General features: G+C 45.0%; 11 protein-coding genes and 1 pseudogene. 11 read left to right on the plus strand and 1 reads right to left on the minus strand.

Annotated features, from left to right (window positions below; translation table 11 throughout):
• From QUB56_RS30135 to QUB56_RS30180, 10 genes are all read left to right on the plus strand, one after another.
• Positions 1-533, plus strand: a 533-nt coding sequence (locus QUB56_RS30135) for a YbjN domain-containing protein (protein ID WP_332960028.1), incomplete at its 5' end; no start/stop codon positions are given.
• Positions 534-1,107: 574 nt separating this feature from the next.
• A complete protein-coding gene (locus QUB56_RS30140) occupies positions 1,108-4,995 on the plus strand; it encodes a DUF4157 domain-containing protein (RefSeq protein ID WP_332960029.1) in 3,888 nt (1,295 codons plus the stop codon).
• Positions 4,996-5,136: 141 nt separating this feature from the next.
• Positions 5,137-6,069 carry a hypothetical protein gene (locus tag QUB56_RS30145; RefSeq protein ID WP_332960030.1) on the plus strand — a complete coding sequence of 311 codons (933 nt, stop codon included), beginning with the start codon at positions 5,137-5,139 and terminating at the stop codon, positions 6,067-6,069.
• 62 nt (positions 6,070-6,131) lie between these two features.
• Complete coding sequence (locus tag QUB56_RS30150; RefSeq protein ID WP_332960031.1) at positions 6,132-7,286, plus strand: YbjN domain-containing protein; 1,155 nt, start codon at positions 6,132-6,134, stop codon at positions 7,284-7,286.
• A gap of 580 nt (positions 7,287-7,866) precedes the next feature.
• Positions 7,867-13,248, plus strand: a complete 5,382-nt coding sequence (locus tag QUB56_RS30155; protein WP_332960032.1) for an eCIS core domain-containing protein — start codon at positions 7,867-7,869, stop codon at positions 13,246-13,248.
• Positions 13,249-13,842, plus strand: coding sequence for a hypothetical protein (locus tag QUB56_RS30160; protein WP_332960033.1), 594 nt, complete (start codon positions 13,249-13,251; stop codon positions 13,840-13,842).
• A 140-nt stretch (positions 13,843-13,982) separates the two neighbouring features.
• Positions 13,983-15,146: a YbjN domain-containing protein gene (locus tag QUB56_RS30165; RefSeq protein ID WP_332960034.1), complete on the plus strand. Its 1,164-nt coding sequence runs from the start codon at positions 13,983-13,985 to the stop codon at positions 15,144-15,146.
• Positions 15,147-15,271: 125 nt separating this feature from the next.
• Positions 15,272-15,697 carry a GPW/gp25 family protein gene (locus tag QUB56_RS30170; RefSeq protein ID WP_332960035.1) on the plus strand — a complete coding sequence of 142 codons (426 nt, stop codon included), beginning with the start codon at positions 15,272-15,274 and terminating at the stop codon, positions 15,695-15,697.
• Between the two features lie 64 nt (positions 15,698-15,761).
• A complete protein-coding gene (locus tag QUB56_RS30175; RefSeq protein ID WP_332960036.1) occupies positions 15,762-18,020 on the plus strand; it encodes a putative baseplate assembly protein in 2,259 nt (752 codons plus the stop codon).
• 76 nt (positions 18,021-18,096) lie between these two features.
• A complete protein-coding gene (locus QUB56_RS30180) occupies positions 18,097-19,119 on the plus strand; it encodes a phage tail protein (protein ID WP_332960037.1) in 1,023 nt (340 codons plus the stop codon).
• Between the two features lie 574 nt (positions 19,120-19,693).
• On the opposite strand, the pseudogene QUB56_RS30185 reads toward QUB56_RS30180, so the two are convergent.
• A pseudogene (locus tag QUB56_RS30185) lies at positions 19,694-20,122 on the minus strand (transposase); the annotation flags it as partial.
• A 1,952-nt stretch (positions 20,123-22,074) separates the two neighbouring features.
• Here QUB56_RS30185 and QUB56_RS30190 point away from each other — a divergent pair.
• Positions 22,075-25,635 (plus strand): PAS domain S-box protein, encoded by a 3,561-nt coding sequence (locus QUB56_RS30190; RefSeq protein WP_332960038.1) that lies wholly within the window; start codon positions 22,075-22,077, stop codon positions 25,633-25,635.
• Positions 25,636-25,717: the final 82 nt, after the last annotated feature.

Below are 25,717 nucleotides of genomic sequence, written 5' to 3' on the forward strand. Positions count from 1 at the left end.
AAATCATGGATGGAATTGCCAATTTGTTCCAAGGATTAGCTGATATTAGCGTGAATGCAATTGCCATTGCTACCAGTTCCCGAGGACAAATTTATCAGGCAATGGTTAACTTTTTCCAACAAGATGAATGGCCTTTTTACCCAGTGGAAGGACAGCCTGTCTTACAAACAGCTTTTGAAGGAAAAAATGGTAAATGGGCTTGCTTCGCCAGAGCGAGAGAACAACAACAGCAAGTGGTATTTTACTCGATTTGCCCGGTGAATGTTCCCGAAAACAAATTGATGGCAGTTGCTGAGTTTTTAACTAGAGCGAATTCTGGGATGATTCTTGGCAATTTTGAACTAGACTTCACCGATGGGGAAATTCGCTATAAAACGAGCATTGATGTGGAAGGCGATCGGGTCAGTTTTGCTTTAATCAAAAGGTTGGTTTATGCCAATGTTACCATGATGGATGAATATTTCCCAGGGGTTATGTCAGTTATTTATGGGGAAGTGGAAGCGCCAGAGGCGATCGCCCAAATAGAATCATAGCCGATCGCGCGATCGCCCCAGCGTCCCTCTGGCATATCCCTCGCTCAACTCGCCACACCGCCAAGACAGGCGATCGTACCGACTTAAATTTGTATTACAATAGGACATTGTTGAAAATAAATCCTCTACCTGAAGACAATTATTATCAGCCGCAGGAAGACATTATTGGGCGCATTAGGGCTCGCCTAAAGCCGCCGAGGCGAATTGAGGTAGTAACTCAAAAGACCTTTGCCACTCCCCCCACATGGCCGCTTAGTTGTGGGTGGTAGTCTTACAATTTTGATTAACAGGCTTGCCGCCAGTCGCTGAAGATATACAATTGTGAAATTACTTGAACTACCAAATAAAATATTAGCGGGCTGTGGTACTGTATTAATTGGCGGTTAATCCTAGCCCTAAAAATTTCAACAAAACTTACTAGCAAGGTAGAAATAGGGTAGAAGCCTGAATCTTGGGTTCCAAAGCGACGATTTTTAAGAGAAACCGAGTTGGTGAGCGCAAGTTCCGCATCGAATCTAAAATCTGAAATTAACAATCTGCAATAATTGCTGGCAGTGCCTGGAGGAATTAGGTAATGAGCTCCCGAGTACCAGCCCAAAGTAAAACCTCCGCGACGCCACCTGTGGCGAATCAAGCTTCTTCGCCCCTATTGCGACGCCCGTTGACTGATGAGCAATCTGAATCTGTTGGCAGCAATTCAAACATATCGCAGGGATTAGGAGGGATTCAACCAAAAACAATCCGTCGCAGCTTGAATTGGCAAAATATCAGTGTAGAAGCGCCCTCTCGCGGCAATGGGATGTCTTTACCTGGCGGCATTCAACGCCAACAGGAGAAACAAGAGGAAACGCCAGCAATTGAACCTCAAGTTTCAGCAAAAAAAGCAGAAACAAGTACGGCAGAATTAAGTAATTTAACGAAAGCAACTGAGGGGCCGCTCCAACCAAAAGTCGATCGCCCTAGGTTAAATTGGGGCAATATTTCTGTAGAAGCGCCCACTCGCAGTAGTGAAGCTTCCCCGCAACCGATTCAACGCCAACAGGAGGAACAACAAGAAACGCCAGAAATTCAAGCTCAGTTGGCAGCAGATTCAGCACAAAAAAGCGCTCTGGAATCAAGCAATTCAACGATATCCACCTCGGAATTAGCACAAAAGCCTTTAATCGCCCGCACTCCGTTTAATGGGCGGAATATTCCAGTAGAAGCGCCTCAAAGTTCCGCCGCTTCTAGCACTTACCCCGGAGGAATTCAGCGTCTTGAAACCTCTGGCGTGAAGGAACAAGAAAAATCAACAGAATCTCTCCAGATGCAGCCTCTTGAGGAAATTCAGGCTAAGAGTAGTGAAGGCGAAAAACCAGAAAAAGAAGAGCAAAACCAGGAATTAGTTCAAACGAAGCTAACAGTTGGCGCACCGGGGGATAAATACGAACAAGAAGCTGACAGCATGGCGGCGAAAGTCATGACCATGCCAGACTCAGCCATCCAGCAGCCAATTCAACGTCAAGCCGGGGAAGAAACAGAAGCAGTCCAAATGCAACCAGAGGTAAATTCCATCAGTCCGCTGGTGCAGCGCGAGTCAGGGACAGAAGAAGAAGGAAAGATGAAGTCAGGGGCGCAACGAGCATCTGATGGGAGTTCTGTGGCGAGTTCCAGTATCGAAAGCCGCCTCGCCAGTTCTAAGGGTGGAGGCAGCGCTTTACCCGATAGTGTACGCCGTTTCATGGAGCCGCGCTTTGGTGCAGATTTTAGCAACATCAAAGTGCATACCGACTCGAATGCCGTGCAGATGAATAAGGAGGTGGGGGCGCAAGCATTTGCTCACGGTGGCGATATTTACTTTGGTGCTGGTTCGTCTCCGGGTAATAATGAATTGACGGCCCATGAATTGACCCACACCATCCAGCAAGGCGCAGCAAGGCGGATGAATAAAGAAGTGCGCCGACAGCCTCAGCAAGAAGAAGAACAAGAAACTATTCAGGCCAAAGAAATTTCTCTTTCTGGGCCAGAAAAATCAAACCAAGTATCACTCTCCAACAAAGAAAGTAGCTTCCAAGCATCGGAACCAGAAACTGAAACCCTGGCAGCCAAGGCGCTCTCTGGTTACAATACCAACCATTACCTCAATAAGGAACTGCGCCAAAAACCACAAGAAGAGGAACAAGAAACAACACAAGAAGAACAGATTCAAGCCAAGCAATTCACTAATTCACCTTCCTCTAGCAGCAATAAAGACACCATCCAGCGTCAGCCCTTGGCTGTAACTTCCGTCAGTCCTCGCATCCAGGGAGACTTTCTCGGAATTGGCAACCCGATGGATAAAATAAAAGGAGCCATAGCCGGATTTGCCAAAAACCTTCCCGGCTATTCTTTACTGACATTAATTTTAGGGAAAGACCCGATTAGCGACGCCCCAGTTCAGCGCAATGCTACCAACCTAATTCGCGGTATGCTCGGCTTAGTACCAAACGGCGACAAGATTTTTAACAATTTACAGCAATCAGGAGCGTTACAGAAATCCTTTGACTGGTTTAACGGGGAAGTCGCTAAACTGAACCTGACTGGGGAGGCAATTAAAGGACTCTTTAGTAAAGCTTTAAACTCATTGGGAATAAGTGATGCGGTCAATCCAATGGGCGCCTTTGAAAAGGTTAAAAACGTCTTCGTAGAACCGATAGGACGTATCAAAAACTTTGCCGTCTCTGCGGGGACAAAGGTGATGGAATTCGCCTTTGAAGGTTTCCTGAATATGGCAGGCGGTGCAGGCGCGCAGGTAATGGGAATCCTGCGTAAAGCGGGCGGTGCTTTTACCAGTATTCTTAAAGACCCCGTTGGTTTTTGTGGCAATCTCGTTGGGGCGGTGCGCGGTGGCTGTCAAAAGTTTTCTGGTAACGCGGCTACCCACTTAAAGAATGGCTTGACAGGTTGGTTGTTTGGCGCTTTAGCGGGTGCAGGTTTAACGCTTCCAGCTCAGTTTGACGCTAAGGGAATTGTGTCTGTTGTCCTGCAAGTTTTGGGTGCTACTTATGAAAGATTGCGGGGTAAATTAGCGAATAAAATCGGCGCACAGAATGTAGGGCGGCTGGAGAAAACTTTTGATTTTCTCAGGACAATTGTCACGGGTGGGTTAGGTGCCGCTTGGCAGAAAATTTCAGAATTTGCCGGAAATCTGCAAGAAATGGTAATCGGCGGCATTAAAGAATGGGTGATGCAAAGTGTGATTACTTCTGCGATTACTAAGCTGGTTTCGATGTTTAATCCGGCGGGGGCAATCGTTCAAGCGGCGATGGCTATTTACAACACCGTTATGTTCTTTATCGAGCGGGGTTCGCAAATAGCGGCGTTAGCAGAAGCGGTATTTAATTCGGTTGGAACTATCGCGGCGGGGAATGTGGCTGGGGCTGCTAATTATGTGGAACAGACGATGGGACGTTCTCTTCCGGTAATGATTAGTTTCCTGGCGCGATTGCTCGGTTTGGGAGGGGTTAGCGAACATATTAAGAATGTAATTAAGAAGATTCAGGCTCCCATAGAAAACGCCATGAATAAGTTGGCGAATTTTATTGAGGAGAAGGGTAAGAGTTTGTTGGGTAAGGGTAAAGAGGATAAAAATGAGACTGGTAAGCCTGAGGAGGCAAAACGAGCATCTGATGGGACTTCTCAGGCTTCTGGCAGGGAGGATAAAAAAAATAAAAATGGTAAAAAGGAAACCGATACTGACCAGGTTATTACCGAAAGCTTTTCAATGGCAGGTGAATCTCATACATTAAAGGTCACCGTTAAGGGCAACAATGTCGAAACTATAATGGCTAGTATTCCCCGGCCTATACAGGAAGCCCTCAATGAGCAGAAGAAGACGGAACAAGATTTAATAAACAGTACCAGTGGCGCAGAACAGCAAAAGCATATAACTATACTCAGCGAGCTAACCGGTATTGAAGCATGGTATAGTACAGAAGCTACAAAAATCAGAGGTCTTACTAACAAAAGTCAGATAGGACCAGGAATTAAAAATCTCGCAGAGCAATTAAAGCGAAAGATTAGTGTATTAGGTAATACTTATAGACTTAAAGATTTTGTGTATAAATCGCTGGGAATTCATGAATTGCTTAGCACAATTCAGGGTCAGGTTAGAGAGCTTAGAAAGCACTATAACCCCGGCACTCCCAAAGGTCAAAATGATGGGCATAACAATACTGCCACTGCTGCGGAGGCGCTGGGTTGGAGCGCACCTTGGGGAAGACATGACACGCGGACAAAAATCGCAGAGCCTATTTTGATTGATGCAATTGACAAACTGGATGATATCAAGCATCAGTATAGAGTTGACGTTTCTAAGGAGCCGGACTATGTAGAAGGGAAAAAAGAGCGTGATGATTGTGGACTGGCGCTTTCTGACCCTGCCGGATACCTAGCAGCTAAAGGCTTGAAGGTGGACACAGCAGGTAACTTGGTGCCCCTGTAGTAAATCTAAAAATAAGGAATATTTGAGGTTTTTTCCCACTATTCCTACATTCCTAGAAGTAGAGCTAAGTCATTTTATTTGAACAAAGCTCAACTTGTGTCTAAACTAAGATATTTGCTCTTGAGCGTTTGGAAGTGAATTATGCCTAATGTCTTTTTTCGTGCAAAATTATTGTGGCAAGCTGGAGAACGTGAGTCAGGATTTTTAATACTGAATGACTACTTAGTAAAAGAAATTGGACAACCTGTTTTCGTAGCAGCACGACGATTACTCGATAGCTCTTTGGATTATAGAATGAGATTTGAGAATGCAGTTTGGGTGATGCTCAATGACAGCGAAATCTTGCAAGCTCCGTTTGGTCAAGTATTTTCTATCATTTGGAATTTAAATCCAAATCAAATTTGGATTCTGTTGCTGCTTAATCGAAATTTCTATAATGATGATTATTTTTGGAGTGTTTATGGCCAAAATGAAGATTTTGTTATAAAAGTCAGTGAAAATGATTTTGAAATCGAGAGGGAGTGGGCGACAAGTCTTCTTAAAAATGATTTTGAGATGATTGCGGATGTGCTGATCGCATCAGCTCTGAAGGGAATTTTAGGCTCAAATGCTTCTGAGGGACCAAACAATGGTCGTGCTGTCTTACCAGTAGAAGACATCCAGGAGGTAAAAGAGGAGAATTGGGGGTCTTTGAAAGCAATGCTTTTGGAACGCCTACCTAAAGCCTATGCCGACTGTCCACCAAATTTCTGGACACAACTTGCTAGCAACGAGCCAGAAGAAGTTGTGATGCGTTTCCTACATGATTTATTTTCTGAATTTGGTCATTCAATCGCCGTTGCGGAGACACGTTGGAAAGTAATTGTGAGAGATCATGGAGCCTATGCGAATGCAGTTCGCACCGCACTGGAGAATTTGCTCAATAGGAAATACGATCCTGAGTGGCTTAGAGAAATCGTTCATGTAGACGCTGGTTTTACGACAGTCAATGATGGTGCAGCGTGGATAAAAGCCTTATCTATGGCGTTGCATCAACAGGACTTTAGTGAATTAGCAGATAGTTGCTCTGGCTGATTGATCTTTCATGCTTCATTAATTCCGAGAAATAAAATTAATCAGTTCAGGCATAACTCTCCATGACCACTCATACCAAAACTTACCAACTGGACACCGACTTAATCCTGCGCGACTCCTCCCAATCTCCCCTTACTGTCCACGCAGTAACTCTCACCCTAACCAAACAAGACGACACCCTAATCGAGTCGCGTCTCACATTTCAAGTAACTCCCGAACTTTACCAACGCATTGCCACCGAAGCATTATTCAATCTTAAACCCGAATTGCGCGGTTCTCTTACAGCCGAAGAATTCATTAGCGAATCTAATATCGAAATTACAGCGAGTTTAAAACCCGATTTACTAACACACCTTATCCCCTACCTCGCTGATACATCAACTTACCTTAAAACCCTCAGCGAACAACAACCCGAAAATCCTCTTTTATCTACTGAAAGTTGGTTAGCTTTGCAGGTAAAACAGCTTCAAACAGGCTATCGCACTTTCTGGGATTATCTTAGTCCAGAGGCAATGACCGCCGACAGCATCGATAGCGAAAAAATTAACGATGCTATCATTAATTTTTTCAAAGATTGGGCTGAAGTGAATCTTCAGACAATGAGTAACGATGCAGTTTCTCAGGCGCTTGAGGAAGTGACCAGGGGATTTGAAGAATGGGTAGATACCACTTTATCTAATCTTAATGAAGAAGGTATTGCTCAAGCAATAGAGTCAATGGGCAAAGCTTTTGCCGAATTAGCTGAATCTAGTTCTTCTGGCTTCAGCCCTAAAATTTTGTCAACACTTGTCAATTTTTTTACAGAAGATGACTGGGCTTTTACTAAAATTCAAGGCTCGCCAGTTTTGCGGATGGCTTTTCAAGGTAAAAATGGAAGATGGACTTGCTACGCCAAAGCTAGAACTGAAAAAGCACAATTTGTCTTTTACTCGGTAGGCCCGGTTAATGTACCAGAATCTAAGCGTTTACCTATAGCAGAATTCATTACTAGAGCTAATTATAGCACGATTATTGGCAATTTTGAACTGGACTTTGTTTCTGGAGAAATTCGCTACAAAACCAGTATTGATGTAGAAGGTTCGACGCTCACTTTTCCCCAGATAAAACAGTTGGTTTATACCAACGTCATGATGATGGATGAATACTTGCCAGGGATTATGTCTGTGATTGATGGGGACGTGGAAGCAAGAGATGCGATCGCCCAAATAGAATCATAGCCGATCGGGCGATCGCCCCAGCGTCCCTCTGGCATATCCCTGGCTCAACTCGCCACACTGTCAAAACGGGCGATCGTAGCAACCCAAATTGGTATTACAGTAGGAGATTGTTGAAAATAAATCCTCTACTTGAAGACAATTATTATCAGCCGCAGGCAGACATTATTATTGGGCGCATTAGGGCTCGCCTAAAGCCGCCGAGGCGAATTGAGGTAGTAACTCAAAAGACCTTTGCCACTCCCCCCACATGGCCGCTTAGTTGCGGGTGGTGATAGTCTTACAAATTTGATTAACAGGCTTGCCGCCAGTCGCTTAGGAGATACAATTGTGGAAGCACTTGAACCACCGAATAAAATATTAGCGGGCTGTACTACCGTATTAATTGGCGGTTAATCCTAGTCCTAAAAGTATCAACAGGACTTACTAGCAACCCTGAAATAGGGTGGAAGCGTAAATCTCGGGTTCCAAAGCGACGAGTTTTGAGAGAAACCGGGTTGGTAAGCGCAAGTCCCGCATCGAATCTAAAATCTGAAATTAACAATCTGCAATAATTGCTGGCAGTTCCTGGAGGAGTTAGGTGATGAACGATCGAGTATTAGCCAAAAAGAAAACCTCGACGACGCCATCTGTGGCGAATCAAGCTTGTTCGCCCCTACTTCACCAACGCCCGTTTACGGATGAGATATCTGAATCTGTTGGCAGCAATTCAAACATATCGAAGGAATTAGCAGGGATTAAACCAAAAACAACTCGTCGTGGCTTGAATTGGCAAAATATCAGTGTAGAAGCGCCCTCTCGGAGTGATGGGAGGTCTTTACCAGGTGGGATTCAAGGCCAACAGAAAGAACCAGGGGCAATAATTGGCGAAAAGGTTTCAGCAGATTCAGCAGAAAAAAGCGCACTGGAATCAAGCAATTCAACGATATCCACCTCGGAGCCCGCACAAAAGCCTGTAATCGCCCGTGCTCCGTTTAATGGGCGAAATATTCCTGTAGAAGCGCCTCAAAGATCGTCCGCTTCTAGCACTTACCCCGGAGGAATTCAGCGTCTTGAAGCCTCTGGAGTGAAAGAACAAGAAAAATCAACTGAAGCTCTCCAGATGCAGCCTCTTGAGGAAATTCAGGCTAAGTCTAATGAAGGCGAACCACCAGGAAAAGAAGAGCAAAACCAGGAATTAGTTCAAACCAAACTAACCGTTGGCGCACCGGGGGATAAACACGAACAAGAAGCTGACAGCATGGCGGCGAAAGTCATGACCATGCCAGACTCGGCCATTCAGCAACCTATTCAACGTCAAACCGGGGAAGATACAGAAGCAGTCCAGATGCAGCCCGAGGAAGAAATTCAGGCTAAGTCTAGTTCCAGCGAACCACAAGAAAAAGAAGAGCAAAACCAGGAATCAGTTCAAACCAAACTAACCGTTGGCGCACCCGGGGATAAATACGAACAAGAAGCTGACAGCATGGCGGCGAAAGTCATGACGATGCCAGACTCGGCCGTAAAGCAGCCCATTCAACGTCAAACCGGGGAAGAAACAGAAGCAGTCCAAATGCAGCCTCTTGAGGAAATTCAGGCTAAGTCTAATGAAGGCGAACCACAAGAAAAAGAAGAGCAAAACCAGGAATCAGTTCAAACCAAACTAACCGTTGGCGCACCCGGGGATAAACACGAACAAGAAGCTGACAGCATGGCGGCGAAAGTCATGGCAATGCCAGACTCGGCCGTTGAGCAACCTATTCAACGCCAGGCCCAAGAGGAAAAAGAGCAACTCCAGATGCAGCCCGAGGCTAACTCCATTACCCCATTGGTGCAGCGCCAAACGGGGGAAGATACAGCACCAGTGCAAATGAAGCCGGGACAGCAACGAGCAACTGATAAGAATTCTCAGGCTTCTAGCAGCCTAGAAAGCCGCCTTGCCGGTACAAAGGGTGGAGGTAGTCCTTTACCGAATGATGTACGTAGTTTCATGGAGGCGCGTTTCAAGTCAGATTTTAGCTCAGTGCGGGTGCATACTGACTCAAATGCCGTACAGATGACCAAAGAGTTGGGAGCGCAGGCCTTTGCTCACGGTAGCGATATTTACTACGGTGCAGGGAAGTCTCCGGGGAAAAATGAATTGACGGCCCATGAATTGACGCACACAATTCAGCAGACGGGTGGAGTGCCGCTAAACAAGTCGGCGTTACCAAAACCCAAGCCAGAACAAGAGCAGAAACAACCACTTCAGGCGAAGAAACTCTCCAGCAGCACACCCGAAGTTATTCAAAATAAAGTAGCAACAGGGATAGCAGCCCGCATCCAAGCTAAAGCCGACCCCGGTCAAATTCTCGAACAGCTAAAAAATACACCGCCAACCAGTGCGCCTGCCGCATACGGGCAAGCGCAAGCCTCTTCCGCTGGGGCTTTGGCAGCACAAAAACAACAGCTCCAACAAAGCCTACCTAAAATTCCCGCACCGACAGGGTTGCCCGCTCAGAAATCTGGACCTCAAGAAGCTAAAGGCAAAGGAACGGCTGCTGGAAATAAGGAAGCGCCTGCTGCAGGAGCAAAACAGAAATCCGGTCAAGCCACAAAGGAATCTAAAATCCAGGTCAAGGAGGCACCACCTCGACCCATAACACCTACACGACTAGCTGGCGGCAATGGTGAAAAACCTAATGCTGCTGCTAATAGCAGCGCACAAAGCGAGCAAACTCCAAAATCCGATCCTCAGTTGGCTCGAAGCGCTCAAAATGAACTTGCAGGCGTTCGACTAGACAGCAATCTAGTTAGCACTCAGCTAGGGAAGGCTCCAACGGTTGATATGACGGGTGAGGCTGACCCTTCACAAATGGATCGGGAGCAACGTCAATCCCAGCAGCAAGTAGGCCGGAAAAAGGCAGAAGCTGCGAAAGAAATTAACAAAGACTTTGGTGAGAATAATATTTTCCCCGAAAACAGCAAGGAAACACTTCAGGCGAGTAATGCACTCTCAGCCGCAAATGCTCCTGGGGTCAACAAAGACAAAATACCCGTAGTTCCAGGTGAGGTGGCGGGTAATCTCAATCAATCCCTCGCTCCTGCACTGAAAGAACGTATCGGCGCCGAACAGCAAAAATACACCATCGGCAAGCAGAAGTTTGATAAGGACACAGCCAAAGCCAAGACAGATTCCGATAAGCAAATTGCCAAGCTGAATCAAGAAACCAGCCAAAAACAACTGAAAGAACAGAAGCAAGCGAAGTCTGAGGTGCAAGCGTCGAAACACGAGTGGCAAACAGAACTCACCAAGGCAGAGAAGGACTTTCAGGACAAAGCCGGAAAGGCAACTCAAGACCAAAAGAAAAAGATTGACCAGGAGAAACGCAAAGGAGAGCAGGAAGCTTCCAAGCACATAACAGAGGCCCAAAAGAAAGCCGAACAAGAAAAGCTGAAAGCGGAAAAGGAAGCCACCCAGAAAAAGGGAGAAGCGGAAAAAGAGTCAGGCGGTTTCTTGGGCTTCGTCAAATCGGCGGCTAGTGCTGTGATTGACGGTGTTAAAAAAGCTGTCAACTTTATCTACGATAATCTCCGCAAGGCGGTCAAATTTATCTTCGAGCAAGCGATAAAATTGGCAACTGCTGTTATCGACCTAGCACGTAAAGCAATCGTTGGGTTAATTCAGGGTTTGGGAACGATTCTCAAAGGGTTGGTTAGTGTCGTATTTGCTGCGTTCCCGGAAATAGCTAAGAGAATCAACAGCAAAATTGATAAAGCTATCAAAGCAGCGGTGAAGGCGGTTAACGCTGCTGCCGATTTGTTGAAAAAAGCTGTTGCTGCTGCTCTGAATTTCCTGGCGAAAGTTTTGGATACGTTGCTGGCAGGAATCCAAGCACTTTACAATCTTGCTCTCGATGGCATTGGCAAAGTTATTGAGGCTCTGAGGAAACTCTTGGAGGGATTGGGTAACTTGGTGACAGCGGCGAAACAGATGCCCGGTCAGTTTATGGGGCAACTATCCGAGGAAGTCCTGGGGATGAATCTTACCGAGCCCTTGCCTTTTGAGCGTTCTAAGGAAAATTGTGCCAACTGCGACACTCCAGCAACGGCGAAGGGTGGCGATGCTACAGCAAAAGGTGGCGACGATAATGCAGCACTGTTGAATAAGACTAAGTTTGCAGAAGACGACTTTGCTATAGACTCTGTGGCGCCGTTTGATGTAGACCCGGAATTCGTCGCCTCGCTGAAACTTCAGGAGGGTGGGGAGGTCGAGTTTGGGGAGTCGAATGATCCCGCGAATTCGATGGAGGCAATTAAGGCAGAACTGGGTGGAGGAAAGACAGAGGGTGATGTACCCGCCCTGGCCGTCGGAGAGGGTGAAAAAGCTGTCGGTGGGTGTTGCGATGACGAGCAAACTGCTGAAGCTAAACTCCAAGAGATGATGGCGCAAAAGCCCGAAGGTGCGGAGGCAACCCAGAAGCAAGGTAAGCCAGCCCAGCAGGGTGACATCCCCGCGAATATGAAGACCATTGGGCCGCTTTCGGTGGGGCAGCGAGCCAAGTATATGTCCCACCAGATGATTCAGGGTGTCAAACAGTGGTTCTCTGCTAACTGGCCGAAGTTACTCGCAGGTGCCATTGCAGCGCTGGCGGCGTTTGTCGGTCTCAATATCCTGACGGGTGGGGCGATTACGGCGGCACTACCAGCGCTCATGCAGGTGGTCGGTGTCGTGATGGGCGGCGTGGCGCTGGCAAATATTGCGGGTCATGTTGGTGATTACTTGAGTAAAGGCTGGGCGGGTGACATTGCAGGCGGTGCCAAGAGTCTGGCTCGTGGTTTGGCGGCTGGAGCGGTTGAGTTGGTCTTTGCCCTGCTGTTCAGTGCTGGTGCTGTCATCAAGGCAGTCAAGGGGGGTCTCAAGGGAACTGCCAAGGCTGCCAAAGGAGCAGTCAAGAACACGGTTAAGACGACTGTCAAGAGTGTCAAGGAGTTGGGTCAGATTGGTGCTAAGGGAGCGAAGACGGCTCTCAAGAATGGCAAGATTATGCTTCAGGGCGTCAAAGGTGGGTTCGCTAAGGGGGCGAAGTCGCTGGATGAGCTAGCTCAGCGGCTTGTAGGCAAGTTGCGTTTCAATAAGTTCAAAATCCGGCTACAGCGTCGCCAAATTGAGCTTCTGGGGCATATCAACCCTTGGATTCGCATAACTAAAGGTAAAATCACCCAGGTGGGCAAGGGAAAAGGGTTGGAGGTGACTAATGATGAGTTGAAGGCGATCGATGATTTCGTTAAAGCACGTAAAAAAGCACAATCAGGTAGCCAAATCACGCAAGAAGAAGTTGAACAATATGTTAAAGAACGCCGCCAACAAAGAGGAGAAACTGGTCCGAACGAATTGGCTAACCGTCGTCCCAAGGAGATAGTAGCTCCTGAAGAGTTTAGTCCCGTCAAGTCTGGCCATCTTAAAGAGTTCGAAGATATAGAGTTAGGTAAAGCAATTGGGGAGGGTGGTAATAAAGTGGTTTATCCTGTTCCGGGACGAGAGGATATTGCAATTGGTATATTAAAACCAGGAAAACCAGGATCAGCTATTGACGAAGAAATAGAAGTATTGCAACAACTTACATCACAAAAATTACCAACTGTTGAAGTGCTTGGGACAACTACTCATGGTGGTCAACCTGCCATAGTCATGAAAAAATATGCTCAAGGTTCCAAAAAAATTGTTAAACTCCAAAAGGGTAAAGTAGGAAGGGTTGATAATGCCGAAATCGATCTGTTAAATCACAATAGCATTCAAGATTTAGAAAGGATTCGCTCTATAATGGAGAGACGGCAAATTCAGATTAGCGATTTGCAATTTTTAATTGATTCCACTGGTCACATGTTTATTGCCGATCCTATAGAAGTTTTGACAGGTGTTGGTAAAGGGTTGTCAACAAACAATAGAAAGATGATAGATGAACTAATTGCTGCCGCTGAAGAAAATCTTAGGAGGGAGAAATAAATGAAGGAATCCAATAAATATTTTGAAGAAGATGTCCCTTCACAGAGACTCAATCTTATTAACCAAATCAAAAATCATAAGATATTGAGATTGGTGCGGTATAGTACGCTGTCTCCAGAAGACGCTGCAGGACCTTATGAAATCCCTCATTCTTCACTTTTTCGTCTGACTAATGGTCCATTACTAATGACTCTGGAATCAGGTCTAACTATAGGATTTGCTAGCCTCCCAGAGCTAGTATCTATTACCTTATGGGTCGAAGAAACAGAGTCAGGTGAGCATGGCGATGAAATAGTGATTTCCGAAGATAGCACACTTCTTTCGATAGATAGTTGCGATCCAGTTTATAGTGAAAAATCAATATGCCAATTGATAGGAAAACAGGTAGTTAGAATCAAATTACTAAAGCGTAGGCCAAAAAGTGCTAGAGTAGCTAGCCGTCCTTGCGAAGCTGGAATAATTTTTGAAGTAGAAGGCGGATTTGAGTTTATTTTATCACACGGATTACACAATTACTCAGATGATTTCGCTATTATTTATAAACATGAACTATTGCCATATTTCATGGAAGAAATAGAGGAAATAATAATTTAAACTATAAGAACCAATCGCAATTATTGACTTGCAACACTCAACTAAAATCATCCGTTTTAATATTCTAACTGGACTTGGTAAGGTTGGCCCTATACCCTCCTACAAATCTGATAATTACCCTTTTCTAGGTCGTCAGTAAAATGAGCGCTCATATTGAACATTGTCAGCTAGACAGCGAACTGAAGCTACACGATCGCACCACTACCCCCCTAACCATTCGTGCAGTATCTCTGTCTCTAATAAAACAAGACGACGAAGTAATCGAATGCCGTCTCACCTTCCAAGTAAACCCAGAACTCTACCACCGCATCGAAACCGAGGCATTGTTCAATCTCAAGCCAGAGATGCGCCGTCCCCTCTCGGCTGGTAACTTCCTACCTGAACCCGACATCGAAATCGCAATCGGTCTACAACCCAATTTACTACCACAGCCGATCGAACGCGCCGCAGGCGCAAACGAAGCTGCAACCTATATCCTGAATCTAAGCCAAGAACAACCCGACAACCCACTGCTATCCACCGAGAGTTGGTTGGCACTATCCGTCAAGCAACAACAGGAGTCCGGCGAGACAGGGTACCGTACCATCTGGGCCGATATTACTGCATCGGCTTTTGTCCAAGCAGCCACGGACGGTTCCAGCGACCAAGTTAACGAAGCTATAGCCAACTTCTTCAAAGAGTCGATAGAAGCCAATCTACCTGCTGTGACACAAGAAGCCACTTCTCAGATAGCTGAGGAAATGACCAATTATTTCAAACAAGTGGCTGATACCAGTCTGGACGGGTTAACCAACAGCGTAACAAGCATCTTGCAAGAGGAACTAGAGGCAGGTTTCAAATCCCCGGCTACAGACGGACAATTTTTTGAGGAAATCGTCAATTTCTTTGAAGAAGACGGCTGGCCCTTCGTCCAGATTGAAGGAGAACCACTCTTGCAGATGGTTTTCCAAGGCGAGAATGGCAAATGGACTTGCTACGCCAAAGCCAGAGATGACCAAGAGCAATTTATCTTTTACTCAGTTTGCCCCGTCAACACCCCAGATTCCAAGCGGCTGGCTGTAGCAGAATTTCTGACCAGAGCTAATTCTGGCATGATTATCGGCAACTTTGAAATGGACTTTGAAGACGGAGAAATTCGCTACAAAACCAGTATTGACGTTGAAGATGACAGTCTCAGTTCAGGACTAATTAAACGGTTGGTTTATGCCAACGTGATGATGATGGACGCCTACCTGCCTGGGATGATGTCTGTTATCTATGGCGATGTGACACCAGTAGATGCGATCGCCCAAATAGAATCATAACCGATCGCGCGATCGCCCCAGCGTGCCTCTGGCCTATCCCTGCCTCAACTCGCCACACAGCCAAGACGGGCGATCGCACGAACTCAAATTGGTATTAGAATAGGAGATTGCTAAAAGTAAATCCTATGCCTGAAGACAATTATTATTATCCGCCGCCGGAAAACTACATTGGGGCGGGATTGGGATTTCCCCTGCAAGTCAACGTCCAGGGAGGCATCCAACTCAGTACAGGTACGCCCAACATCGAAGAATCGATCGTGATTATCCTGCGAACAGATTTGGGGGAACGGGTATATCGGCCCAACTTTGGTTCGCGCCTGTCAGAATTAGTATTTGAACCGATGAACGTTCAAACTTTGATGTTAATTCGCCTGTATGTAGAACAAGCTTTGGAAATGTGGGAACCACGCATCATTTTAAAAGAAGTACGTGCCGACCCCGACCCAATCAGGGGTAGAGTAGATATTGAGATCGTTTATCAACCTAAAAATAGTCTCGATACTCGAAGTTTAGTTTATCCATTTTACTTATCTCTCGAAGAAGAAGAATAACTGAGGTGGGGACGGGATAAGTTTTATAGTGAATAATGTAACAACAACAAAATTGAGATAAATTATGGACTTTGATTTTTTACCCAAATTACCGAAATCCGATCTGGATGACCGAAGTTTTGAGGACTTAGTAGAAGAATGTATACTCCGCATTCCCCGCTATTGTCCGGAATGGACAAATCATAACCCAGGCGATCCGGGAATAACTTTAATTGAACTGTTTGCTTGGTTGACCGACCAAATGTTAATGCGGTTTAATCAAGTTCCCCGGCGCAATTACGTGGCGTTTTTAGAATTGTTGGGAATTCGCCTGCAACCTCCTGCACCCGCTGAGTGCGAATTAACATTTTATCTAACTCAAGCACAACCACAACCGATTAGAATTCCCTATGCCACCGAAGTTGCTACGGTGCGAACCGAAACTCAAGAAGCGATTATTTTTAGTACAGATGAAGAATTTGCGATCGGCAATCCTCAAATTAAACATTTTCTAACAGGATTAACAGAAGAAGAGCGACCGAACAATTTGCGACAGAGGACGACCCGCGATCGCTCCTCCAGCAACAACCAATGGTGGAATCTAGAAGAAACCTTGCTGTTCCAGCAATCGCTTCCCAGTAACTGTTTTTATTTGGTCTTACAAGAAGACATAGAAAATTCGATTACCGGAAATGTAATTGCTCTCACTTTTAGAGGACAAGTCGCTAGAAGCACCGGGATTGACCCAGAGAACCCACCATTAAGATGGGAAGCTTGGAATGGTAAAAATTGGCAGTCAACTATTTTGCGAAAACCAGAAGACGATAAAACCAAAGGCTTTAGTTTTAGCGACTTAGGAGAGCAAGGCACTAATCCTTCAATTGATGGAGCAGATGTAATATTACATTTACCCCAACAATTGCCTAGCACCGATTTCGGAACGGAATATCGAGGACACTGGATACGTTGCGTTTACACTTATCCGAGACAATTACAACCAAGTTATAGCAGTTCGCCTAGCATTTTTGGTATAAAAGTTCGATCGATCGGCGGTGCGGTAAATGCCAGCGAATGCATTCGGATTGAAAACGAACTTTTGGGAGTCAGTGAGGGCAAAGCAGGACAAGCATTTCAATTACAAGCTCAACCGATTTTAAGGCGCAAACCAGGCGAATGTATTCAAGTAAAACCGATTAATAGTCCGGCCGAAACATGGCAAGAAGTTACCGATTTCGCTGACTCTGGTCCTGAGGATCTCCACTATACTATTGATGCCCAAACAGGTACGGTTCAATTTGGTCCGTTGATTCGAGAACCAGCACAATTAAAGCAGAGAACTAGAGAGCGATCGCAAATTCAACCAGGGGGCACAATTGTACGCCGAGATTCCACAGAAAGCCGAAATTTATCTAATCTACAGCCAGACTACGCCAATGGTGCTTCTAACGAATCATTAGAGCGACAATACGGCAAAGTTCCTCCCCCAGGTGCGGAAATTTTTATGACAGCTTACCGCACGGGAGGGGGAAGTAGGGGCAACGTGCAAGCGGAAAAATTATTAGTAATTAAACAAGCAATTCCTTACGTTAAAAGCGTGGTTAATTATCGACCTGCAGCAGGAGGAGTTGACGCAGAATCGCTAGATGAAGCTGTAATCCGAGTGCCACAAATATTGCGGACGAGAGCATCGGCAGTCACACCAGAAGATTTTGAAAATGTCGCTAAAACAGCAACCAGAGCTGTCGCTCGCGCACATTGTCTTACGGATGCAATGAATACTACACCTGGCAGAGTTACCCTATTAATTGTGCCGAAAGTTGAGACAGAAATGATTGATTTTCGGTTAGGGATGGCTCCAGACCAATATTTTGTCCTCAACTCTATGTTAGAGACAGAAATTTTAGAATATATGCAAGACCGCAAACCTTTGGGAGTGCAAGTGAAGTTACAAGAACCAGAATACGTCGGGGTTAGCGTTACAACTGAAGTTATCATCGAATCGAAATATAATAACCCTCGCGTTATAGAGCAGATCCGCACTCAATTGCTGATAGCTTTATACCGCTTTCTTAATCCTCTGACTGGTGGAATTGAGGGGAAAGGTTGGGATTTAGGTCGCCCCGTATCTCGTTCCGATATCTTTGCTTTATGCCAAAAAATTCCCGGGATACGCTATATAGGAATGGTAGAGTTGTTTGAATTGCGAAAATATGTTTCAGGATGGTTCCGCGAACCTGCGCCCCAAGAAATGATTAATCCAGGTTCTTTAGGTTTGATCTGTTCTTGGGCAGAGCAAGAAAATACTCGATTAATATCTGGTCATAGTATTGAGTTTTTTGATTGAGGGGGAATGGGTTGAGTTTTGAATTGTTAATAATTTGTGAGTTGTAAGTTTGTGAGTAGTTAATAAGTTTTAAGTAATGTCTCAATCTAATTACCGTCCAACTTTAGCGATTAAACTCGCATCCATGCAACCTCCAGAACCAGCAAACTCATCGGCTTTAGCAGGTTATGGCGTCAATAATGCAGAAGTGGCGATCGCCAACAACCTCCTCCTCTATCCTGGGGAACCGGGGGAAATGTTGGTACAGTTAGAAAACTTGGGAACTCATTCGCTACTATGGCGATTGGAAGTTGAAGGAGATTTTCCTTTAAATTGGTGCCTTTGGCAGCAGGAAGAAGCCGAAGAGATTGCTGCTAATCAAAAAGTGGATAAAGCCCTCTGTTTCCAAATTCCAGAGGATTACTTTGAAAATCAGTATGCTTTAGAGGGGGGGCGCGATCGCTTAAAAATTAATTACGAAACTCAAGTTTATGTCTACGCTGAAACCCAAACCGAACGGCAACTCGTTGCCTATCGAGTGTTTAACCTGTGCGTGCGTCCCTCAAGTTCCTACGTAAATTTTGTCCCCGCCATTTACCGCGAAGTAGATTTTATTGGACGATTTTTAAGTATTTTCGAGCAGGCATTTGACCCTACTGTCCAAACAATTGACGTTTTATGGGCTTACTTAGACCCTTTGACCGCACCGGAGTCGTTACTTTCTTTTCTCGCAAATTGGGTGGCTTGGCCCATCGAACGCCGTTGGAATATTAAACAACAGCGTCGTCTAATTCGCAACGCGGTAGAACTTTATCGCTGGCATGGAACGCGCCTATCTTTGCGTTTTTATCTGCATCTTTATACAGAGTTACCATTAGACGAATCTTTAGAAGAAGCAGAAAAACACATCAGTATCGAAGAAAATTTTACTCGCGGTTTTGTGATGGGAGAAACGCTAATTGGTAGAGACTCAATGTTGGGGAGTGGGCGTCCGTTTCATTTTAGTGTGCGCTTGCGTCCTGAGCCCGGTAAGCAAATTGATGAACGATTAGTTAGGGATATTATTGAGCGGGAAAAACCGGCTTTTTGTACTTACGATCTTTTGATTTATCAGACATAGGTGTAGCGAATTGCAAACATAAACATTCAAACTGCAAAGAAAGCAATTTATAAACCACATTCCGCACCCCCCAACTGGCACATATACTGCTTGAGGGGGTAAAAGTGAATCATCCGAGACAATTTTGAGTAAAAATACTAAAGATTTTTGGTCGCGCTCGCATCACTAGCGTTAAAAATTCCTGACAATAGAAGTGAGGGAATGAGTTAAATCTGATACGAGTTAAAATTGCGAGCGTCACAAACCAAGTTTATGACCTCACTGTTACCTGATTGATGACGAAAATGCGTTAATTGCGATCGCCAGCAGTAAGCAATCATCACCAAAATAGTGTAAACTTGCGAGCGCTATGAACGCTCAAATCAGGATTCAGCAGCCCATGCAGAAAGCATCTGAGATGACAGTAGAAAACTTAGACCATAAGGGCTTATACCATTTCTCCAAAATCATGCAGAGCGTGGCTAGTACCGATAAAATGTAATCCCATTTGGTTATAGATGCTATTGCAGAAATGTTGAATCTTAATACAAAACTTTACATATTTAGATATAGTAAGACTAACCAGGTAAATCTTTCAACAAAACATGAGTTCCTCAAACCAATGAACAAAACTAATTTTGTGACACATACAAGCTTGAAGATAGCGAATATTATCTAATAGTTTATTACCCCATTGCGCGGGAATAGATATCCCTTGTAAAATTAGATAAGCAATTAGGCTAGTATAAAGTTGTATGGTAATATCATTCAAACTTTTGCTAATCAATTTATCAAGTTTGAGGTGCATCTTTAAAAACTTCCAGAACAATTCTACTCGCCATCTTAAGCGATATATATCCCTAATTTTATCATCGGAAACTGCCGCCTCTCCATCATCCGGTAAATTAGTGACTAAGCGAAACTCACTTTTGGTCTCTACATCACAAAAAATTACCATTCTCTAAGATCGAGCATCGGTTGATGAACCAATTTTTATAAACCTACTTTCTGACTGAAATTCTAATACCAATTCACTATGAAGGTACACGCTCATTTATGCTAAAAGTAGAGGAGATCCAATATGACCAACAAATTTCAGGTAGAAATCCAGGAAACGGTTGAGGAACTAGAGGATTGACTCGAACGGGGTATAACCGCAGTAAGTAAATAAAAATTACTGCTATTATAGTGGATGGCTACAAAAAAATCAAAACAAGAGAAGAATTAGCCACGATGCTGAAGCGAGACTCTTCAACAATATATCGTTGGTTAAGAGCTTACCAACCATGTGGAATTACCTCATTACTAACAGTTAAAAAAGCTCCTGGAAAGACTCCAAATATTCCACCCGAGCGTGAGATATAATTCATCGATCGACTGCTACGTAGGGAGCAAAAAATTATGGTAAATTACAGCTCTGGCTAGAAAGATAATGCGGAATTAAAGTGAGCTAGTAAGTGGTACATGACCGAGTTCATTATAAATTGAAAGCTGACCTTAAACTCCCAATACCCCAAAGTGGCAAAGCGAAAGAAGAGGTACAGGCAAGCTTCAAAAAACAACTATGTGAACTCATCAAAGTAATGATTAAATATTTGGGAAACTACAATCCCGTAAGGATATGGTGTCAGGACGAGAGTAGATTTGGATTGATTACTATAGTAATCCTCGCATCAGTTTCAATAACTTCCAGGCGTTTCGCCTCTTAATCAATGTCACTCTTGTTCTGCCTTTCCTCCTACAATCGAGGCTCTTCCTCCGGATCTGCGTTATCAGGAAGAGCCTGGTAACGAGTAGAATCATTTAGGATTGCTATATGCAGGGCAGAATGATTACATTAAAGGGGGTAAAACCCATTGGCAAAAAGCAATGGAAACGAGTCAACTTTTATAGGGAGTCGTAGAGCCAGCAACAGGTGAACAATATTATTAAGAATTTCCTCGGCTCAATTACAACTGCTTTCAAGAGTTTTTAAATGAATTTGGTCAAAAATACTCAGAGATTTTCAATCTAATTATCATGGATAATGGTAGCTGACATAAAGCTCTATTATTAGACTGACCTGACCATGTAATGCCAATATATTTACCAGCCTATAGTCCTGAATTAAATCCGATTTAAAGATAGTGGTAGCCTACAAAAAAACCTCAAGTAGGAAAATTATTCGATTTTAGAGCGACTCAAAGAACAAGTAAATAGAATTATCAAATCTCTCACGAAGGAAGAAGTTTTATCTCTCTGTGGTTGGGACTATATCCTTGAAGCTATATTAAGTGCAACTTCATAGTGAATTGGTATAAGCAAATTTTTAACGGTGGATAAGCGGGGGACGCATAGCTCAGTTGGTTAGAGCGCTAGGTTGACATGGTAGGGGTCACTTGTTCGAGTCCAGTGGTGTCCATACCTAAAACCCGCCCACAACCAAGAGGGTTTTGTTGTTTCTACAACCAAACGGGTAGATTTGGCATTCTCCATTAGGAATGACGGAATATGCGTAGGTCTGAGATTTAGTACAGTCGCCACGTTTTGTCGAGGCTGTTGCTCAGCAGTTGCGTAGTTTGCATGAGTTCGGTGTTAAAGAAACGCTAGCTTGATTCTCCTAGGCACCATCCCTATCCGCGAACAAAGGGCAAGCAAGCAGAACAAGAAAGAGAATAACTGTTAGAAGCCGCCTTGCACGATCCCAAGGAGAAGCCACTAACCGGATTAAAGACGAATTTTTAGCCGTGCTCTGCCATGAGTTGCGATCGCCCGTTTGCTTAAAAACTGAATGGCTGAGGTTTTGGGCCTACTATATATTAGGACTTACGCACCAAAAGCTTAAAACCTCGATCGCCCGGGCGCCCCCCTTTTTTAGGGGGGGGAACAGTCAAAGTCCCTTTTTTAGGAGGCTAGGGGGATCTCTGCGTAAGTCCTGTATATCTTGATTCCCTAACAATAGCTGGCATAATAGGTAAATAGGCAGGACGAACCGCAATGAATGTAGAACGTACAAACTCCTTGAATCATCGAGAAGAGCTTACTGTAAATTTTCCTCAAGAGCTATGTACGGACTGCCAAGCGCTCGAAGCACGATTTGCGGCGATCGTAGATCGCATGGCTGAGGCCTTCATTTCTATTAATTCAGAGTGGCACTGCACCTATGTCAACCATAAAGCAGAGCAGCTTTTAAACAGTCCGAGGCAACACCTAATCGGCAAAAATATAAGGACAGTATTTTCCGTCGATCTTACCTCTGAGCTATATAAGTATTGTCATCAAGCGATCGCAACGCCAACTGCAATCGAGTTTGAAGAACACTACCCCTCACTCAACAAGTGGTTGAGAATTCGCCTCATCAAGAGTGAAGATGGCTTACTCCTTTACTTCCAAGACACGACTGAAACATCTCAAGTCGATCGACAATTGAAAGCCGAAATCGCCAAGTGTCAGCAGGTGGAAGCCACTCTTCAGAAAAAACAGGACTTTTTGAAGGCAATTCTAAACAACGTTCAAGCTGGCATTGTAGCTTGCGATGCCGAGGGCATATTGACGGTATTTAACCAAGCAGCTAAAGATTTTCATGGAGTACCTCAGCAGCCAGTTCCACCGGAGCAATGGGCCCAGTATTATAACTTGTATTTGCCCGACGGCAAAACACCCATGAATACAGAGGATATTCCCCTGTTTCAGGCATTGCAAGGACAGAACGTTCGTGATGTGGAAATGATGATTGTTCCGCAGCAGGGAACTGCGCGAATGCTGTTAGCAACTGGACAGCCAATTATTGCCGCAAACGGCGAAAAACAGGGTGCAGTTGTCGTGATGCACGACATTACACAGCGCAAGCAGGCAGAAACTGCTCTGCGTGAGGGTGAAGCGCAATTATCCAGCATCTTCCAAACTATTCCTGATGGCATCACTATTCTAGATTCTACCGGACAGATTATAGCCGCAAATAGGGCAGCAGAGAGGATTTTAAGATTGACTCGCAGCGACATTGTGGAGCGAGGCTATAACGATCCATCCTGGTTGATTACAACCGTGGAGGGTCATCCTTTCCCAGAAGAGGAACTGCCGTTTGCGAGGGTGATGCAAACAGGTGAGCCGGTTTATGGTATTGAACATGGCATTAGCCATGCCGATGGAACTCTCCGTATTCTCTCGATCAATGCTTCTCCTTTGTTTGACACAGAGGGACAAATTATCAATATCATTGCTGCTTTCAGCGACATTACTGAACGCAAGCAAACCGAAGACGAACGAGTACAGCTTGTTCAAGAACAGGCAGCCCGTGCTTTAGCAGAGAATTCTCAACAAAAATCAGCATTTTTAGCGGGAGTGAGTGCTGTCCTTTCCTCTTCACTAGAGTATGAACAAACTCTCCAAAGCGTTGCAAAGCTGGCAGTTCCTTATTTTGCAGATTGGTGTAGTGTCGATCTGCTGAATGACGATCGCACAATTGGTCGGGTTGCAGTTGCTCATACAGATCCCGAAAAAGTGAAGTTTGGCTGGGAGTTGGCTCAACGCTTTCCCAGACATCTCGATGATGGGTATGGCATTGCTAAAGTGATGCAAACAGGACAGGTTGAAATTGGGATTGAGATTACAGATGAACAGTTAGTTGCCGCAGTGCCGAATGCTGAATACCTGGAAATCATACGTGGAGTTGGGTTAAAGTCCTGCATCATTGCACCGCTACAGGCACGGGGGCGCGTGTTGGGTAGCATTACCTTTGTGTTTACTGAATCCGATCGCCGCTATCGCCTAGAAGACATTGCCCTGGCTGAAGATTTGGCTCAGCGAGCAGCGATCGCCATTGATAACGCTCGTCTCTATAATGAAACACAACAAGCGAAATTAGCCGCCGAACTCGCTGCTAACCGCACGGCTCGACTGCTGGTGGTGATGACAGCTTTGTCGGAATCGCTAACCTCGGCTCAAGTGGCTCAGGTGATTATTGAACAGGGAATGTCCGCACTGGGAGCAAGTTGTGGTTTGGTTGCGGTATTAAACCCGGCGGCAAGCGAACTGGAGATTATTCAAGCGATCGGGTACGAGCACGTAGCAGAATTTCAGCGCAGTTTTTCGATTCATGCACCCTATCCTCTGGCAGAAGCCGTGCGAAGTGGGCAACCTGTTTGGCTAGAAACTATCGAAAACCGAATTGCCCGTTATCCTCATTTAGCTGAAGCTTATGCCAAGGTTGGTTCAAAAGCCTGGATTTCAGTGCCATTGTTGATTGAAGGACAAGCCGTTGGTGGACTATCGCTGAGTTTTTCGACCGTTCCCCAGCTTTGTGAGAGCGATCGGGCTTTCGTTTTGGCACTGGCACAGCAGTCGGCGCAGTCGATCGACCGAGCACGGCTCTACGAGTCAGAATCGCAAGCACGGGCACAATCCGAAGCAGCTAACCGAATTAAAGATGAGTTTTTAGCTGTCTTGTCGCACGAATTGCGAACTCCGTTGAATCCTATTCTGGGTTGGACTCGGCTGCTGCGAAGGGGAACCCTAGATTCTGGCAAGACGGCGGTAGCTCTCGAAACAATTGAACGCAACGCCGAGTTGCAAGTTCAACTGATTGAGGATTTGCTGGATATTTCTCGCATTCTGCAAGGCAAGCTGAGTTTGAACTCTACTCCTATTAATTTGAAAACAACTCTTAAAGCTGCGATCGAAACAGTTCATTTAGCCGCCGAAGCGAAAAACATTCAAATTCAAACTCAGCTAGAACCCAATGTGGGCGATGTGTTAGGAGATGCTACCCGATTGCAACAGGTTATCTGGAATTTGCTCACCAATGCCATTAAGTTCACCCCAACTGGAGGTCGAGTTGAAGTTGAGCTAAAAACGATTGATTCCTATGCTCAAATTCAAGTCAGGGATACAGGAAAAGGGATTAAGCCAGAATTTATCCCCTATGTCTTTGACACATTTCGACAAGCCGATAGCAGTATTACGAGAACCTTTGGTGGGTTAGGGCTGGGATTAGCGATCGTCCGTCACGTCGTTGAGCTACATGGTGGAACTGTCAAAGCCGAAAGTTTGGGAGAAGGACAGGGAGCAACATTTACTGTCACACTTCCCTTATTAGCCAGAAGCAATGATGCAATCAGCGAGCAGAAGGACAGTCTATCACTCAAGGCTCACACTTCACCCTTGGCTAGATTATGTATCCTGGCCGTCGATGACGAAATAGACAATTTAGATTTAGTTCAATGTATTTTGGAGCAAGCGGGAGCCACCGTGATCACTGTATCTTCAGCAACAGATGCGCTACAACAACTTACTAAACTTAAGCCAGATGTTTTGATTGCTGATATTGGAATGCCACAAATCGATGGCTATAAGTTGATTGGTCAAATCAGACAACTATCCACAGAGGAGGGAGGACAGATTCGGGCGATCGCTCTCACAGCCTATGCAGGTGAGACAAATCAACAGCAAGCACTAGCAGCCGGATTTCAAAGGCATCTTCCCAAGCCTGTCGATCCTGAAACGTTAGTAGAGACAATTGAGCAAATGCTTCCTCAAAGTGAGAGAATTCATCTGCGTTAATCTGTGTTTATCTGCCCTCATCTGCGGTTAAAAAAAGATAATTTCGTAACCGCAGATGACAATGGATTGACGCTGATTCACG

It is taken from the genome of Microcoleus sp. AR_TQ3_B6, from assembly GCF_036702785.1.
GTDB lineage: Bacteria > Cyanobacteriota > Cyanobacteriia > Cyanobacteriales > Microcoleaceae > Microcoleus.